General features: G+C 42.2%; 11 protein-coding genes and 1 pseudogene. 6 read left to right on the top strand and 6 right to left on the bottom strand.

Translation table 11 applies throughout. From position 1 onward, the window contains the following. Positions 1–127: 127 nt before the first annotated feature. On the bottom strand, positions 128–1249 hold the full coding sequence (gene dprA / locus AC5590_RS03390; protein ID WP_169268186.1) for a DNA-processing protein DprA: 1122 nt from the start codon (positions 1247–1249) through the stop codon (positions 128–130). Positions 1250–1815: 566 nt separating this feature from the next. Here dprA and AC5590_RS03385 point away from each other — a divergent pair. After that, positions 1816–2028 (top strand): hypothetical protein, encoded by a 213-nt coding sequence (locus AC5590_RS03385; RefSeq protein WP_169268183.1) that lies wholly within the window; start codon positions 1816–1818, stop codon positions 2026–2028. Positions 2029–2252: 224 nt separating this feature from the next. On the opposite strand, the gene AC5590_RS03380 is transcribed toward AC5590_RS03385, so the two are convergent. Further along, positions 2253–4487, bottom strand: a complete 2235-nt coding sequence (locus tag AC5590_RS03380) for a serine/threonine-protein kinase (protein WP_169268182.1) — start codon at positions 4485–4487, stop codon at positions 2253–2255. Between the two features lie 59 nt (positions 4488–4546). Next, entirely contained in the window at positions 4547–6250 is a 1704-nt protein-coding gene (locus tag AC5590_RS03375) for a serine/threonine-protein kinase (RefSeq protein WP_169268181.1), read from the bottom strand. Between the two features lie 208 nt (positions 6251–6458). Between AC5590_RS03375 and AC5590_RS03370 the strand changes: the two genes are divergently transcribed. Beyond that, positions 6459–7967 carry a phenylacetate--CoA ligase family protein gene (locus tag AC5590_RS03370; protein WP_169268185.1) on the top strand — a complete coding sequence of 503 codons (1509 nt, stop codon included), beginning with the start codon at positions 6459–6461 and terminating at the stop codon, positions 7965–7967. An 11-nt stretch (positions 7968–7978) separates the two neighbouring features. On the opposite strand, the gene AC5590_RS03365 is transcribed toward AC5590_RS03370, so the two are convergent. From AC5590_RS03365 to AC5590_RS03355, 3 genes and pseudogenes are all read right to left on the bottom strand, one after another. Next, on the bottom strand, positions 7979–8773 hold the full coding sequence (locus tag AC5590_RS03365) for an Rpn family recombination-promoting nuclease/putative transposase (RefSeq protein ID WP_169268180.1): 795 nt from the start codon (positions 8771–8773) through the stop codon (positions 7979–7981). 219 nt (positions 8774–8992) lie between these two features. Then, positions 8993–9614 (bottom strand): annotated as a pseudogene (locus AC5590_RS03360) (Uma2 family endonuclease). A gap of 169 nt (positions 9615–9783) precedes the next feature. Next, complete coding sequence (locus AC5590_RS03355; protein WP_169268179.1) at positions 9784–10653, bottom strand: fasciclin domain-containing protein; 870 nt, start codon at positions 10651–10653, stop codon at positions 9784–9786. A 469-nt stretch (positions 10654–11122) separates the two neighbouring features. Here AC5590_RS03355 and AC5590_RS03350 point away from each other — a divergent pair, with 469 nt between their 5' ends. The 4 genes from AC5590_RS03350 to AC5590_RS03335 all read left to right on the top strand — a co-directional run bounded on the left by AC5590_RS03350 (position 11123) and on the right by AC5590_RS03335 (position 16225). Beyond that, on the top strand, positions 11123–11920 hold the full coding sequence (locus tag AC5590_RS03350; RefSeq protein ID WP_169268178.1) for a glutathione S-transferase family protein: 798 nt from the start codon (positions 11123–11125) through the stop codon (positions 11918–11920). A gap of 318 nt (positions 11921–12238) precedes the next feature. Next, positions 12239–13969 carry a helicase HerA domain-containing protein gene (locus AC5590_RS03345; protein WP_169268184.1) on the top strand — a complete coding sequence of 577 codons (1731 nt, stop codon included), beginning with the start codon at positions 12239–12241 and terminating at the stop codon, positions 13967–13969. A gap of 80 nt (positions 13970–14049) precedes the next feature. After that, positions 14050–14703, top strand: coding sequence for a nucleotidyltransferase domain-containing protein (locus AC5590_RS03340; protein ID WP_169268177.1), 654 nt, complete (start codon positions 14050–14052; stop codon positions 14701–14703). 538 nt (positions 14704–15241) lie between these two features. Then, the gene (locus AC5590_RS03335) at positions 15242–16225 is read left to right on the top strand and encodes an RNA polymerase sigma factor, RpoD/SigA family (protein ID WP_169268175.1); all 984 of its coding nucleotides are present in this window, start codon (positions 15242–15244) and stop codon (positions 16223–16225) included. Positions 16226–16386 lie beyond the last annotated feature (161 nt).

Genomic DNA, 16386 nt, shown 5'->3' with positions numbered 1-16386 from the left:
AAGAATAAATATAAAAATGGGTTTACCCCGCAAAGTTAGTATGGTGGACTACTAGTGTTCGACCAACCCAAAATTGCGGGGTTAAGGCAGGGTGAGGAAGTAGTTGACTAATCAAAAATCCAAAAATCTATGAGCACCGCTGATACCGCATCCCCGGTAATTGCGAAACTAAACCCATCAACTCCAATTGCAACAAAGCACTCGAAACCTCAGGCGTAGCTATGCCCGTTTGTTGAACAATAAAATCAAACGCTAAAGCTTCTGAAGTAATTGCATCCATAACTCGTTGAAGTTCTGGTGGTAAACTTGGTAAAGTTAACTGCTGCACTGATGGGGATGCTTCAACAGAATCTAGTTGTGGTATTGCTCCCAGCATTTTTAATAGTTCGTCTAATTCCTTAACAATCGGAGTCGCGCCTTGGCTAAGCAGTTTTAAACACCCTTGCGATGAGTGATCATCCAGTCTTCCAGGAAGTGCATAGACATCTCGCCCAAAATCATTTGCGTAACTTGCAGTAATCAAAGCACCTGATTTGATCGGTGCTTCCATCACCAGCACAGCACGACTTAAACCTGCGATAATTCTGTTGCGACGAGGAAAATGGGTGCGATCAGGTGGTGTCTTTGCTGGATACTCACTTACAACCAAGCCTACAGTCAAAATCTGTTTGTAGAGTTCGATATTTTTAGATGGATAGACAACATCTACACCTGTACCTAAAACTGCGATTGTGCGTCCTCCAGCTTTCACAGTAGCGCCGTGACTTTCAGTATCAATTCCCTCTGCCAAACCAGAAACAACCGTGAACCCATTTTTTGCCAAAGCCGTACTAATTTGGCGAGTCCATCGCATACCATACTCTGAGGGTTGGCGTGTCCCTACAATCCCGACGAGTTGTTTTTGTGCCAGATTTTCTTGCAAATCTATTTCACCACGATAGTACACAATCGGCGGTGGACTAGGTATTTCCAATAGTAAGCGAGGATAGTCTGCATCTGCTGGTGTCCAAAAATTCGGGTTTTGCTGTTGGTGTTGCTGCAAAAATTGTTCAGGATGTAAACGAGAACGTTGTTGCACTACTTTTTGCAGCGTTTGAAAACCAAAACCTTCTACTTGTCCCAACTCTGTAGGTTTTGCGTCCCAAGCTGCTGCCAGTGTACCAAAATGCTGCTGCAACCGTTGTAATAATATTGGACCAACTCCTGAAATTTGCGACCAAGCTAGCCAATATGCACGTTCTTGTCCCAATTCCCCATCCTCAACAAGTCTACTGGGTTGATTATTCCCAGATTGGAGAAGCAAAGATACATTTAGGACTTACGCAAAAATGCGGCAATCACTTCCTGTCTTACTCCCATCAGGCGTGCAAGATTACCTATCTTCTTTGTTATTTTCTTGGCGTCCTTGGCGACGCCAGTCACCTAGGTCGGCGTTTAAGAAAAGAAACCCTTTTTTAGCTGACTCCGGGAAAATTTGAGTAACCTATTTTTTTAACTGTCTTAACTGTCTTAACTGTCCTTGTGTCTTTTTTTTATTCGTGTTAGTTTAATGACGTTTCCTACTTAAATATAATTTTTAAAAATCATTTTTTACATACATTTAGAAGACATCATTATTAACGAAAATATTGAATAAAAATCGGATTTTTTTAATAAACTGAATGATACGAATTATAGGGCTGTAATAGGAGGTGTTACTTTAGTTATTCAAGCTAATGGTTTTAAAGTAAGAGTCAAAATTCAACAACCTATAGTAAAAAATTAAAACATCAAAAGGAGAAGAATTCTAGGAGAAGTTAACTTAACAAAGAAAACATGTTAAACCTTTCAGCCGTTTGTTATTGTAGTCAAGGTGTTAAAGAGTTAAACTGGAAATTGGAGAAATATCCTGAAAATCCAGTTGATTTAATAAAAGAATTATTGAATTTATCAGATGTCGATTTGTACTATTTGAAATGGGAAATTAAAAATTCTCCGCAAGAAAATATAAGAGAATCGCTTGGTGGTAGTGGAGGTTTGAGCGAGTAACTTTCCCTCACCTTCTATGCTCTTGTTACACTTTCAAAATTATGGGTTTGTTCAAGAGTTACCGAGACAAATAACGAGTTTGAAAACACGCCCTAGAGGGGATCAATCCCAATACTTTTCGGTTAAAGGGCAAGGGGTAAAGGCAAAGGGGAAATAGCTTGGTTTTCATCCCTTTTCCCCTTAACAAAGAGGTATTGGGATCAATCCTTAACAGCAAGCGTATTTTATGGTGCTGTCTGTGTCGGTGTCGGTGTCGGTGTGAGTGTTGATGTTGGTGTTGGTGTTGGTGTTGGTGTTGATGTTGGTGTTGGTGTCTCTGTAGGCGTGGGTGTCGGTGTCTCTGTAGGCGTGAGTGTCGGTGTCTCTGTAGGCGTGGGTATCGGTGTTTCTGTAGGTGTGGGTGTCGGTGTTTCTGTAGGTGTGGGTGTTGGTGTAACGGTTTCTATAGGAGTTGGGGTAGGCGATGGAGGTGGAGCAGGATTTTCTGCTGTAATTGCAAGTGTATAATCTGATGTGTTTGACCCCGTCGCAACAATCACATATTCATAAAATCCGCTTTCTGGAAGTTGAACGGATAAACTACGTTGTGTTGAATCTTCCAAAAATGGCGATTTTCCACTGGGGGAATACACGGAAAGCAAAATTTTAGAATTCGCATTGAGCCTGACTCTCATCGATTGCTGTTCGTTAAGTTGGGCGATAAAAACTTTACCTTCTCCTGGTTTGAGAGTACCACTGACTCTGCTAGTAATAGCTCCTTTGTCAAAGGCTATTTTCTTGAAGGCACTGCCAGAAAGGATAGCATTGAGTTTGTCGCTGACAAAACCTTGCCAAACTTGTCCAATCGGCTGATCAATAAAATTCTTGCCGCGCTGTTGTGGAAATTGCCGATAAAATGCTGCATCTGCTAAATCATATAAAGAACGACTACCAACGTTGATTTGGTTGACTTCGACTTTTGCGCGATCGCGTTCTGCTTGTCCAAAACTACCCAATTTTTGACGTGCATCTGAACTCAAAACCGTGAGTTTTTCTAGCAGCTGTTCTGCTAAACTGTCCCATTGTGCCCGCAATTGTTCATCTTCTGGCTCATCTGTCAAAGTACGGTTGCGTAGAGTTGGATTTTTCTCCCAAAAAATTTGATTAACTAAGTTAGTAAAAAATTTATTGTCGATATTGAGTTGTTGACGGCGTTGATCTAATTTTTCCTTACGCTGTTGTTCTTGTAAGGAAAGTTTTGGATCGTTAGGCGACAGGGACGAAGAATCAAATAACTGATTTGCTCCCCACACACCCACACTCACTGCAGTAGCCAAAACCACGACTATGGCAATGATTTTACCAGGTGTCCACCAGCTGAGGGTGGGAGTAGGAGAGGGTGGGTTTGTGTAAGGTGACGATTCCTGTCGAGTGGGAGGAGTGGGAGTCGGGGATACAGCTAGAGTTTGTTGTGTTTGTGGTGGTGGTGAAATCGGAACAGGTTGCTGTGGAGAAGGATAGCTGACAGGTGATAAGTTTAGTGCTTGCAGAACTTGATTAGCGCTTTGATAGCGTTCTTTTGGTTTTGGCGATAGCATTTTATCCAACACCATCCCGAAACTCGGGCTGAGGTTAACTTCTCGTCGCCATTGCCAGGTGAGGGTATACTCATCTATTAATTCTTGGGGTTGTTTACCTGTCAGCAAAACGAGTACTGTTGCGGCTAAAGCATACAAATCACTATGAGGCTCTACTAACCCAGTCTGCATCTGTTCTGGAGGTGAGTATCCTATCTTACCCAATAGTGTTGGGAGTCCGTGAGAAACTGCACCAGGTTGATAATATTGCGAGACGACTGTTGCAGCGACTTGTTTAACTCCACCAAAATCGATTAATACTGGGAGTTGGTCAGTGTTGCGTAAAATTAAGTTGTCAGGAGAGATATCACGGTGAATCACTCCTATAGAATGGATGTATTGCAAAACAGGCAGAATTTGCTGCATGAGCAAACTGACTTCTGCTTCTGTAAATCGTAAACCTTGCTGCTTCTTTGCATCAAACAAAGAGCCGTAAGTTTGCCCTTCTACAAAGTCTTGCACCAGAAACAGGTATTCCTTACCACCTAAGTTAATGCGCAAAAGTTCCCGGAAGCGGGGAATTTGCGGGTGTTGCAGCTTGTAGAGAACGCTGGCTTCTCGCTGAAACAGTTCTTCAGCTTTTTGTAAAACGTATGGTGTTTGAACTTGAGGGGAGAATTCCTTTAAAACACAAGGTTCGCGAAAGCGGTTAACATCCTCAGCTAAATAAGTACGTCCAAAACCTCCCTGTCCTAATTGACGGACAATAAAGTAGCGTTCGCCCAAAGTTTGCCCATTTTGAATACCTTGACTCACTGGGTGATCCAAACTTTCGCCGCAGTGTAAACAAAAGCGACTACCAGTTGGATTTTCGTGTCCTTTAGAGCAATAAACAGAATTCATAGTTATTAATCATGACTCATGAGTCATGACTCATAAGTCAGGTACTTTTGACTTTTACTTTAATTCGCAGATTCTACTTTACTCACTTGGTCAGCAGCAAGTGCATACCATATTTGACCGAGTGTCTGTTTATCAAGTTTCTCATTATTGCGTCGCTCTCCCGGAAACAATCGGTCAAATTTTTTGTTTGTGTCTTTGTTGAGTTGGTCAATGGTATAGTTACCCAGTTGTCCTGCTTGTGCTTGTTGTCTCCAATTGTCGTAATCTCGCGCAGTGTAGCTTCCCAGTTTCCGACGCGCTGATTTGCTGAGATTCGCTTGTTCTAGTTGATTTAACACATCTTGTGCGATCGCAAACCATTCCTTTCGTAAAGCGTTATCTTCTGAGTTCCCCGTGAGAGTACGTCCTTTTGCATCCGGATTTTTAGTATAAAATTTTCGATCTACCATTTTTGTAAAAAAGACTTCTGGTATTTCTAGCTCCTGACGGCGACGGATAATTTGGTTACCGCGATTTTCTTGGCTTCTAGTAGTAGTTGGTTTTTCCGGAGGATTTGAACCTTTGGGGATTGTAGGTAATGATATTGTTGGTAGAGAAATAGATGTTACAGCGTGAAAAACTGCATTGACAACTGCCCAAGTCCCTGCTAGTGTCAAAACAATCACACTTGTGCTGATCAGACTGACTGCAAAAGGACGAAGCCAAACAGGCAGAGGTAACGCCTGAGCAGCCATTTGAGTGTTGTTATGGAACTTACCAACAAGAGTTTTGACACGTTTACCCCCAGGAGCAGCGATCATCGTCTTGAGCTTAGTCATTTGAGTATTTATAGGTTTGGTAGCGCCCTTGTAAAACTGTAAATCTTTGAGAACATCGTCAGCTTTTTGGTAGCGATCGCTTGGTTTATATTCCACCATTCTTTTCAACACAGCTTCTATTTTGGGGCTGACTTTTATTTGTTCTCCCCAACGCCAATTTCCCTGATAAGAATCATACAGTTTTTGTGGATCTTGACCAGTTAATAACACAAGCGCCGTCACAGCTAAAGAGTACAAATCGCTACTGGGAAATGCTTTTCCCTGACGTAATTGCTCCTCTGGTGCGTAGCCCTTCTTACCCAAGATAGTCCGAATTCCACCGAGTTGCGTAAACCAAAAACCCTTAGAAGCTGGTAATTGCTTCACTCCACCAAAGTCAATCAGCACGGGTAATTGATCACTATGCCGCAAAATGATATTATCAGGAGAAAGATCACGGTGAACAACATTCACTCTGTGAATGTAAGACAAAACAGGCAACATTTGTTGCAGCAGTTTGACAACTTCTTCCTCACTAAAAGTTTGTCCCTGATTTATACGGCTTTCTAACAAATCCCAGTAGTTGTCACCCTCTACATAGTCTTGCACCAAAAAGAAAAAATCTTTGTTACTCAACTGCACTTGTAGCGAGGCGTGGAAACGTGGAATTTGTGGGTGCTGTAGATTTTTGAGTACAGTCGCTTCTCGTTCAAACAGTTCTTTCGCTTTTTCTAAATCCTGTTCTTCAACTTGGGGTGCAAACTCCTTGAGCACGCACTTTTGTTGAGATTCATTTAAATCTTCAGCCAAATAAGTGCGTCCAAAGCCACCCTGTCCCAAATGACGTACAATCCGATAGCGGTTATCGACAACTTGCCCTACCGCCAGAGGTAACGGCTCCCCACACTGAGTGCAAAAGCGGTTCTTCTCGTTGTTTACGTGTTGTTTGCTGCAATAAACATCCATGATGCTGAAGCATGAATAGAAGGTTTTTATAAGTTGCTACAAAACAGAAAGCCACAATTACGCATACTCTCTCTATATATTTTGCACTCCTTTGCTCAGGAGAATGAGAAAGAATGCAACAAAGGTTAAAATACTGACAGTAGGTAGCAGTGGTCTGAGTTTTACTTGGTGGGATGAACAATCGAAATTTTTTACACAAACCAACGCCATGAATTCGCAAGCACAACGCCAGCGGGCAATTAAAGCCTTTACAGATTTTTTACATACTCCCTTAGACACACTCCTACAACAGCATATAAACACTGATACAACAGAGGCAGCTTTGGCGTTATTTCATGATATGGCTGCTAGTGTACCTGCTTACAAACATTTTTTAGCAAATCACGCAGTTAATCCTGATGAATACCAAACCTTAGAAGATTTCCAAAGATTACCGCAACTCGTCAAAGAAAATTACCTGCAACGTTATCCTCTAGCTGAATTATGCCGCAACGGACAGCTAGAAACATGCGACATGATAGCTGTTTCTTCTGGTTCCACAGGAAAACCAACATTTTGGCCTCGTTTTTTTGCAGATGAAATGCAAATTGCTACCCGTTTTGAGCAGGTATTTCATGATAGTTTTCATGCAGATAGTAGACGAACTCTAGCTGTGATTTGTTTCAGTTTAGGTACCTGGGTAGGCGGAATGTTCACAACCAATTGCTGCCGCTATCTTGCCAGCAAAGGTTATCCGATTACTTTGGTAACTCCTGGTAATAATAAAGAAGAAATATTTCGAGTTGTTCAAGAACTCGGTTCGGCTTTTGAGCAGGTTGTCTTATTAGGATATCCACCATTTCTCAAAGATATTATTGATACTGGAATTGCCCGTGGAATTGAGTGGCAGCGATATCAGATAAAGTTGGTGATGGCGGGAGAAGTATTCAGCGAGGAATGGCGGAGTTTAGTGAGTGAAAGAGTTGGTTCCCAACATTGCTGCTACGACTCAGTCTCGCTTTATGGAACAGCAGATGCAGGTGTATTGGGTAACGAAACACCTTTGAGTATCTGCATTCGTCGTTTCTTAGCACAAAATCCAGAAGCAGCGCGTGCCTTGTTTGGGGAGTCTCGTTTACCCACACTGGTACAATATGATCCAATAAGCCGCTTTTTTGAAGTTATAGACGGCACGTTGCTATTTTCTGGAAATAATGGCATTCCTCTGGTGCGTTACAACATCTTGGATACTGGAGGGATAATGAGTTATGATGCCATGCTCCAGTTTTTAGCAAAATGGGGCTTCAATCCAGTGGCGGAAATACAACAGATGGGTGGAAGAGGTGTTCGTGCGCTACCATTCGTCTATATTTTCGGACGCTCTAATTTTACAGTTTCTTACTTTGGAGCGAATATCTACCCAGAAAATGTGACGGTGGGATTAGAGCAACCAGTTATTAGAGAATGGGTGACAGGTAAATTCGTGTTGCAAGTGCAAGAAGATGCAGACAAGAACCGATTTTTATCGGTGGTTGTGGAGTTAGCACCGAGAATGGAGGAAAGTGAAGAGAAAAGGGAGGCGATCGCATCTTCTATTCTCACCCAACTCCAGCGCCTCAATAGCGAATTTGCTAACTACGTTCCTTCAGAATACCAAATGCCGCGAGTTGCACTAGCGCCAACAGGCGATCCAGAATATTTCCCCGTTGGGGTGAAGCATCGCTATACCCGCAAGTAGGAGAGAGTGTTCTATTCGCGGCTTTGTTCTTGGTTTGGTTTAGCTTTAGCAGCAACCAACCTAACTAACTCAACATCCAACTTTAACGCCTCTGCTATTTGTTCTACAGTTGCACCTAAAGTCAACATAAAAGGAATAGCTTCTAATTTACCTTCCTGCTTAGCTTCTTGATAAACTTTAGTTTGCTTTAACTCGCTTAATCCCAACATTTGCTCTATCTCCTCCCGACTTTTCAAAGGGAATTTATAGACAATAATCGTTTCTATCAATTCGAGAAATTCCCGTTGGGTAATTTCATCAGCTATTTGTTGTTTAGCAAGGTTGATTAATTCCCTGGCTTTGGTAGCTGCGCCTGACTGTGGCTCTATAACCAGTTTAACTGTACCAATACCAATCGACTGTTCTGCTGCGGAGTCTAATTCATCAAGATAGATGCGGCTAACTCGCCCAGATGTGAGTAATTCAATATAGCGTTCTGTTTCTCCCACATCAAGACTGCGGCTTGGATAAACCACCGCCCCGCGCCAGTTGTTGGTAAGTTCGCTTCTATCCAAGTAAAGAAAGATTTCCGTAAACAAGCGAGAGTAGAATTTTTTATCGGGCTGAAATTGGACTTCTACAAAGTAGATGGGGGATGATGGATTACTTTTGGGGAGAAACACGCCATCGATGCGGAAAGCAAGTTGTTTGACTTCGACGGATGAGAATTGGTAGGTGTCAGCGGTTTCGGGAGGTTGGTTGATGAGTTCAAAAAAAATGCTGGGGAAGCTTTGGAATAGGCGGTAGAATATTGTGTCTGTTTTCACACTGATTGATGGTGGGTTGGTGGCGTAAGTTTTGATTTTACTTGATTTCTTGTTCCCAGACCCCGGCTGGAAATGCATACTGTGAGGTTCTACCTCACTATTCTTCTGGAGGCAGAACCTCTTGATGGGCCTTGCCATGCCGAGCATGGGAACGAGAGAATGAAGTTGTAAGTCAGGCATCCAACAATTTCCACTAACTCCCTCAAATTAAAGCCAAAATTAAATATTATCCCGCACCCAATTTCTAAAAGCTTGAATTGCTTGGCTGCTACCAACAACTTGACTCTGCTGGACGTATTGATTTACTAGCTCAATTATCGGAATCTCTGGAAATGTAGGACTAAAATTCGATTCTACATACTTTCCACTTTGCAAGACATTAATTTGTAACCCTTGTTTTCCATATCGCCAAAGTTCTGGTACTCCCAAAATTTGGTAATTCTCCAACTGCGTGCGGGAAGTTAAATCAATTTCTATAGCTAAATCTGGCGGTGGATCGACACTCATATCGAGGCGATTTTTACCAATAACTGCCGCTTGATTTTGAATGTAAAAACAGGCATCCGGTTCGACTGCTTGAGTCATGCGTTCATTTTTCAAAGTTGTCGAACCCAACGACTCAAACGCAATTTGTCGTGCCTCCAATAAAATTTTTTTCTTTGGCTTTTTCATGTTCGGGTAAAGGAACCATTATTTCTAAAAATCCATGACTATAAGAAAGTCTGGCTGCACGATGTTCTCCCAATTCCGCCAAAATACTTTCAAATTGCTGCCAACTAACGTCCTCAAGTAGTAGTTGCTGTCCCGGTTGAATCCTCAATTGTCTTAACTCTAATAGCATAAAGATTCATCCAACTCTTTTATTACAATATATCGATCTCGTTAGGAACATCGTTTGAGATAACAGGTTTACCAATATGAAAAAACCCGTCCAAATCACTCTTGATACGGGTTTTTTGAAATATTTATTTCAACCTAGTTTTGTTACATAATGCACCAGTGTCAAAAACTTACAAGTCAGGAGGTAAAATCACGTTGTCAATCACATGAATAACGCCGTTACTGGCTTTGATGTCAGGCTGAACCACCTTGGCGTCATTGACTGTTACACCAGTTTTTGGATCTACCTTGACATTAATCGGACCACCCTCAATGCTTTTGACTTCACCAGATTTCAAATCTTTGGATACTACTGAACCTTGCAGCACATGATATCGCAAAATCTTCACCAGGACTTCTTTATTTTCTGGCTTTAATAAATCTTGTACAGCGTCTTGTGGCAATTTGGCAAATGCTGCATCTGTAGGTGCGAAGACGGTGAAAGGGCCTTTGCCTTGCAAGGTTTGTACCAATCCAGCTGCTTTCAAAGCCTTGGTTAGCATTGTAAAGGAACCATTGGACTCTGCAACTGCTACGATATTTTTACTCTCTGTACCCGCTCCTGGCTGACTAGGAGGCGTGGGTGTGGCAGGTGGTGTTGTGGGTATCTCACCACCAGGTGTTGTGGGTACCCCTGGTGGAGGAGACGCAGGAGGTGTAGAAGTGTCACCTCCACCAGGACAAGCAGCACGGTTGTAAGGACACTCCTGCAAAATACTCGGGCGAGGGTTTAATCCTCTCGGTCTCTGTGTTACTGTTGTGTCTTTAGCTGGTGAGATTTTTTTGGACTTTGTTGCTGCTGTTGTGGCCTCACTAGGTTGAGTATACTCACCGTTTACTAAAAGACGTTGCTCGCCATGATACGACGCTTCTTTGAAAATACCAGGGTTAGAATTTAATACTTCGTTTGCTCCAGTGGGTAGACCAGTAAGAAGACTGATGCCCGTCACTCCTATTATACCAGCCAACTTGGTCAGCAAATTGCTGTCTTCAACCTTCATAAATTTTGTTTGGCTTTCATTTCCACACATTACAATAATGATTTATATCATCTTGCCACACAGAAAATCTAACTAAAGAAACAAGATTTGTAAGCAGGAATTCATTATATATCAATCTTAAAACATTGAATAATTTGCCTCATTATGAGTATAATCGCCTGTCTGTATAAAGAACGAAGGAAGCCAAGGACGATAGAATTACCCCCGCATGTTTGTGCAAAAGCAAAAATATCGCATAGTTGCATTATGCCAGCTTGTAGAAGGCGTAACAGATGGACTTTGATAGAGAAAAATTCAGTTCAGTAGAATTTCACCGCAGAGTTGTGTCAAAAAAACTGAGAATACAAAAGAACCTCACAAATAAATCCATTTTTATTCAATTTTTCAGACGTAAATCGTGAAGATAAATTATCCGAACCAAAATAAACTTGTAAAATTTATTAAGTGAACCACGTACTGGAAACAAAACATGCTGGAATTATATCAGTTTGAATTATCTCAATACTCAGAGAAAGTGCGTCTTATCCTTGATTATAAAGGGCTGGAGTACCGTAAAATCGAGGTAACACCAGGAGTAGGACAGGTAGAACTATATCGGCTGACTGGTCAGCGACAAGTACCCGTATTAAGAGATGGTAGCAGATATATAGCAGATTCAACGGAGATAGCTAAGTATTTAGACTTACAATATCCAGCACGCCCATTGATACCAACCGATCCAAAAAAGCGGGGCTTATGTTTAATGATCGAAGAATGGGCGGATGAATCAATTGGCATCAAAGGTCGCAAAGCACTGTTTTCTGCCATTAGTCAAAACCAGAATTTCCGCAAGTCCTTACTACCTAGGGCGACACCAGATGTCCTGAAAAGTCTGGTAGAAGGAGTTCCTAACGATCTATTGAAAGTTTTGGGTTTTGGCGTTGGTTATAGTCCAGATGCAATACGCAGTGCGATCGCCGACTTAAAGCAAGATTTGGAAGCCCTGACATTATTATTAGCAGATAGTCCCTATCTAGTAGGAGATGAACCAACTTTAGCCGACTTTGCTGTCGCTGGTTTATCAATATTGCTGAAGTTTCCTAATGCTGTTTATTTGAATTTGCCAGAAACCATCATAGGTAAGGGAGTCCCTGAATTGGCTGATAACCTACTTTATCAACCGTTCTTTACTTGGCGCGATCGCCTTTACGCCCAATATCGTAGACCGCTTCTAAGTTATACCACAACAGGAGGTTCAAGTGCGCCTACTTCAATTAACATTGACTGATTAGTTATTAATCATGAGTCATTAATCATTCGTTCTCAATAAATGACAAAAGACAAAAGTTACATCACCAATTTTGTCTTTTACAATTACAATGCAACTGTAAACAGTGAACAGTGAACAGTGAACAGTGGAAACTGGTAACTGGTAACTGATAACCCTTCGGGTATGCCTCCAGCACGACGGGCTTTGCCCGAACGCAGTCGCCTAGGTCGGGAGACCCTCCAAAGAGCGCTGCCTCACTGATAACTGGTAACTGATAACTGATAACTGATAACTGATAACTGATAAGAGCAAGCTCATCACTGTGTGATTAATGAAATGAATTTGGGACAGCCATTAGGTTCAGTTATACAAGGCTCTCTCACAGGAGGATTAGAAGTTAGATTGCACCCCGACGTTTCGGTAGAAGATATGCGCGTTGGTAAGTTTTTAGTTGTCCAAGGGGTGCGATCGCGTTTTTTTTGTATGCTCACAGACGTAGCATTGGGAATTGCCAACCAAAGAATTATTGCGAATCCTCCGAGTTGGGAAGACACTTTTTTACGAGATATTTTAGCAGGAGGCGGGACATACGGTACCATCAACCTCGCACCGATGTTGATGTTTACCCCCGAATCTGAAGAATCTTATTCTGCAACAAACGGCAAATCTGCAAATCCTTTTGTTCCATCAGCGACTGGCTTGGCATCATTCCAGCCTCAAACCAGTACAACAATGGAACTCCTTCCAGTCAAAACGATTCCCAGCCACTTTAGCCAAGTTTATGAAGCTTCTGAAGAAGATTTTCGCCGGGTATTTGGTTGGGAAGACGATCCTCAAAGGAAGAATTTTTCTATTGGGAAACCACTGGACATGGAGGTACCTGTTTGTCTTGATTTAAATCGGTTTGTGGAAAGAAGCAACGGCGTTTTTGGCAAATCAGGAACTGGTAAATCCTTCTTGACACGTTTACTTTTAGCTGGGACAATCCGCAAAAATGCGGCGGTGAACTTGATTTTTGATATGCACTCAGAGTATGGCTGGGAAGCTGTTTCTGAAGGCAAGCAAATGAGTACTGTCAAAGGATTAAAACAGCTTTTTCCCAGTTCAGTTGAAGTCTACACTCTTGATCCAGAATCCACCAAGCGTCGAGGCGTACCTCATGCTCAAGAACTTTATTTAAGTTACGATCAAATTGAAGTCGAAGATATAAAATTATGCAGTCGTGATTTAGGACTTTCAGAAGCAAGTTTAGATAACGCCAATATTTTATTTGCTGAATTTGGCAAGTCTTGGATTCTTCAATTGATAAATATGACGAACGAAGAAATTAAGACTTTCTGCGAAGAGAAGCGGGGACACCAAGGTTCGATTACAGCACTACAGCGCAAACTCCTGCGACTGGAAAATTTAAAGTATATGCGTGCAGCTTGTCCGCAAAATTATGTCAATCAAATGTTGCGTTCCCTAGAAGCTGGGAAGAATATTGTCGTGGAGTTTGGCTCTCAGTCAAATATGCTCTCTTATATGTTGGTGACAAATATGATTACCCGGCGGATTCACCAACATTATGTCACCAAAGCAGAAAAGTTTTTACAAACCAAAAATCCCAACGATAAACCAACGCAACTGATGATTACAATTGAGGAGGCACACCGTTTCCTCGACCCTGCAACGGTACAAAGTACTATTTTCGGAACCATCGCCCGCGAAATGCGGAAATACTTCGTAACGCTTCTTGTGGTTGATCAACGTCCATCGGGCATAGATAATGAAGTCATGTCCCAGATTGGTACTCGTATTACCGCTTTGCTGAACGATGAAAAAGATATTGAGGCGATTTTTACTGGGGTGTCTGGTGGAGGTGCCTTGCGTTCTGTGTTGGCAAAGTTAGACTCTAAACAACAAGCCTTGATTTTAGGACACGCTGTTCCGATGCCTGTGGTTGTGCGTACTCGTCCTTACGATACCATATTTTATGAAGAAATTGGCGAGACTGCTTGGGAGGAAAAGCCAGATGAAGAAGTGTTTGCTGCGGCTGAACTAGCTAAAGCAGATCTTGGCTTTTAGGGATTTGCGATTTGGTAATTGGTAGTTAATATTTAAGCGTCACTACAAACCCATTACCCAATTGCCAGATAAATGCGACTATGTCCAGCCACTCAAATCCACTTAAAGATGACCACTATCTTGGAGCTTTGGTAGATGAACTGTGTCATGTTCATAACTGTCATACTGTGATTTTATACGGTTCAAGAGCGAAAGGCACACACACTGCTGAAAGTGACTACGACCTCTTTGCCGTGAGAGAAACTGGCGAGAGTCTACACGATGCTCGCCTCTGGAATAATTACTATCTGGATATTTTCATCTATAACGAGAAAGATGTTATTATAGTAGATAGTTCCTTCCTGCGAATTCTCGGGGGCGTAGTATTGCGAGAATGCGAAGGTTTTGGGCAAAGACTCCTCAAGCGAATGGATGAGTTATTTGCCACTGGTCCTGCGGCGCTATCAGCAAGTGAAATTCAACTGCGACGTACTTGGTTCAGTAAAATGTTAAAGCGCATCTCGCAAGGAAATATTGAGGCTGACTACCGTCGTGTGTGGCTGTTGTATGCACTGCTTGAAGACTACTTTGCTTTACGTCAGAAGTGGTATCTTGGTTCAAAAGAGAGTTGGAACTGGCTTAAAATTCATGATCCACAAACCTACGTGGCTTTTGAAGTTGCTCTAAAACCAGGGGCTTGTTTTTCAACGATTGAGTCCTTAGTGGAAAAAGTGCTAGCTGTAAATGCGGCTTAACGGAAAAACATATCAACTACCAATTCCCAATATCCTATTCCTGATTTATAGATTTCGTGACATCCCTCCATCAGGAGAATCGATTCTGTTCGGTTATCCGGCTATAGATGGAGGACTGATCATGGGATCTTAGAGTCACTATATATGTAGTAAGTTAGGAAAAAAAAATCAGCTTTTTTGTGTAACTAGATAAATTTGCACTACAATAGAAAGATTTAACAGAACTACTTTACTCTTGGGATGATTTGTCGTATCATAGATAAAGTAGAAGTCATACCGAGTTCGTATAATTAGGGTCGTCTTAGCGACATAAGGATTATAAGAATTATTGAAAACAAGCCAGCATGCTCATAAGTGATTTCAAAATTTAGGGAAGGTAGGGAAACCAATCCAAGAGAGTGATCGTCTAAGTAGAGTCTGTAGAAATCAATTTTCACCTGATCGTTTCCCTGGTTGCGTAATACGTGTACTAACTTTCCCAATCCGCCTTAGTTATTGAGTATTAATTTTTGTTTACGGAGTAGAGGAAAACGCACCAATGCCCACTGTAGAAACCCAAACCGAAAACCTTAACGCCAAATTCACGGCTGATATGGTGCGAACCTATCTGCGCGAGATTGGTCGTGTACCACTGCTAACCCGTGAGCAAGAGATTGTCTTTGGGAAGCAGGTTCAACAAATGATGACACTCGTGGATGCTAAGGAGGCTTTGGCGAAGAAATTAAGCCGCGAACCTAGCTCAGAAGAGTGGGCTGCTCATGTTCGTAAGTCTGAGACAGATGTCAAACAGATTGTACACCAAGGCAAGCGAGCAAAGCAGAAGATGATAGAAGCAAACTTGCGCTTGGTTGTTGCGATCGCCAAAAAGTACCAGAAGCGAAACATGGAGTTTCTGGATCTTATCCAAGAAGGAACCTTAGGATTAGAGCGGGGTGTAGAGAAATTTGACCCAACTCGGGGCTATAAGTTCTCAACATACGCTTACTGGTGGATTCGCCAAGCCATTACTCGTGCTATCGCCCAACAAGGTCGTACAATTCGCTTACCTATCCACATCACCGAGAAGCTAAACAAAATTAAGAAAGTCCAGCGCGAACTAGCTCAGAAGTTGGGAAGATCGCCAACTCCTGCTGAAATTGGCAAAGAGCTAGAATTAGAACCAGCTCAGATCCGTGAGTATCTGAACATGGCGCGTCAACCAGTTTCTTTGGATGTCAAGGTTGGTGATAACCAAGATACCGAACTGCAAGAAATGCTTGAAGATGAAGGACCATCACCAGAGTATTACATGACGCAGGACTTCTTACGCCAAGACTTAAATAACATGCTCTCAGAACTCACCCCCCAACAGCGAGAAGTTTTAGCCCTGCGCTTCGGTTTATTAGATGGTAACGAAATGTCTTTGGCAAAAGTTGGCGAACGCTTGAACCTTAGCCGCGAACGTGTTCGTCAGTTAGAACATCAAGCGCTTGCTCATCTGCGTCGCCGTCGTGCCAACGTTAAAGAGTACATTGCTAGTTAACACTCAAAGTGAAACTTAAGACGTAGCAGCGCTATGTCACAAGGTGATCATACGCCCTCTGAATTCAGGGGGCGATTTTTTTTGTCAACGCCCTTTGGGCAGGGTGTAATATCAAGTTCGGATGAACACTTATAAAAAACGAAGAACCTCACCCCGCATTT

The organism is Brasilonema octagenarum UFV-OR1, assembly GCF_963888615.1.
In the GTDB taxonomy this organism is placed as follows: Bacteria; Cyanobacteriota; Cyanobacteriia; order Cyanobacteriales; family Nostocaceae; genus Brasilonema; species Brasilonema sennae.
This window is presented reverse-complemented; position numbering and strand designations above follow the sequence as displayed.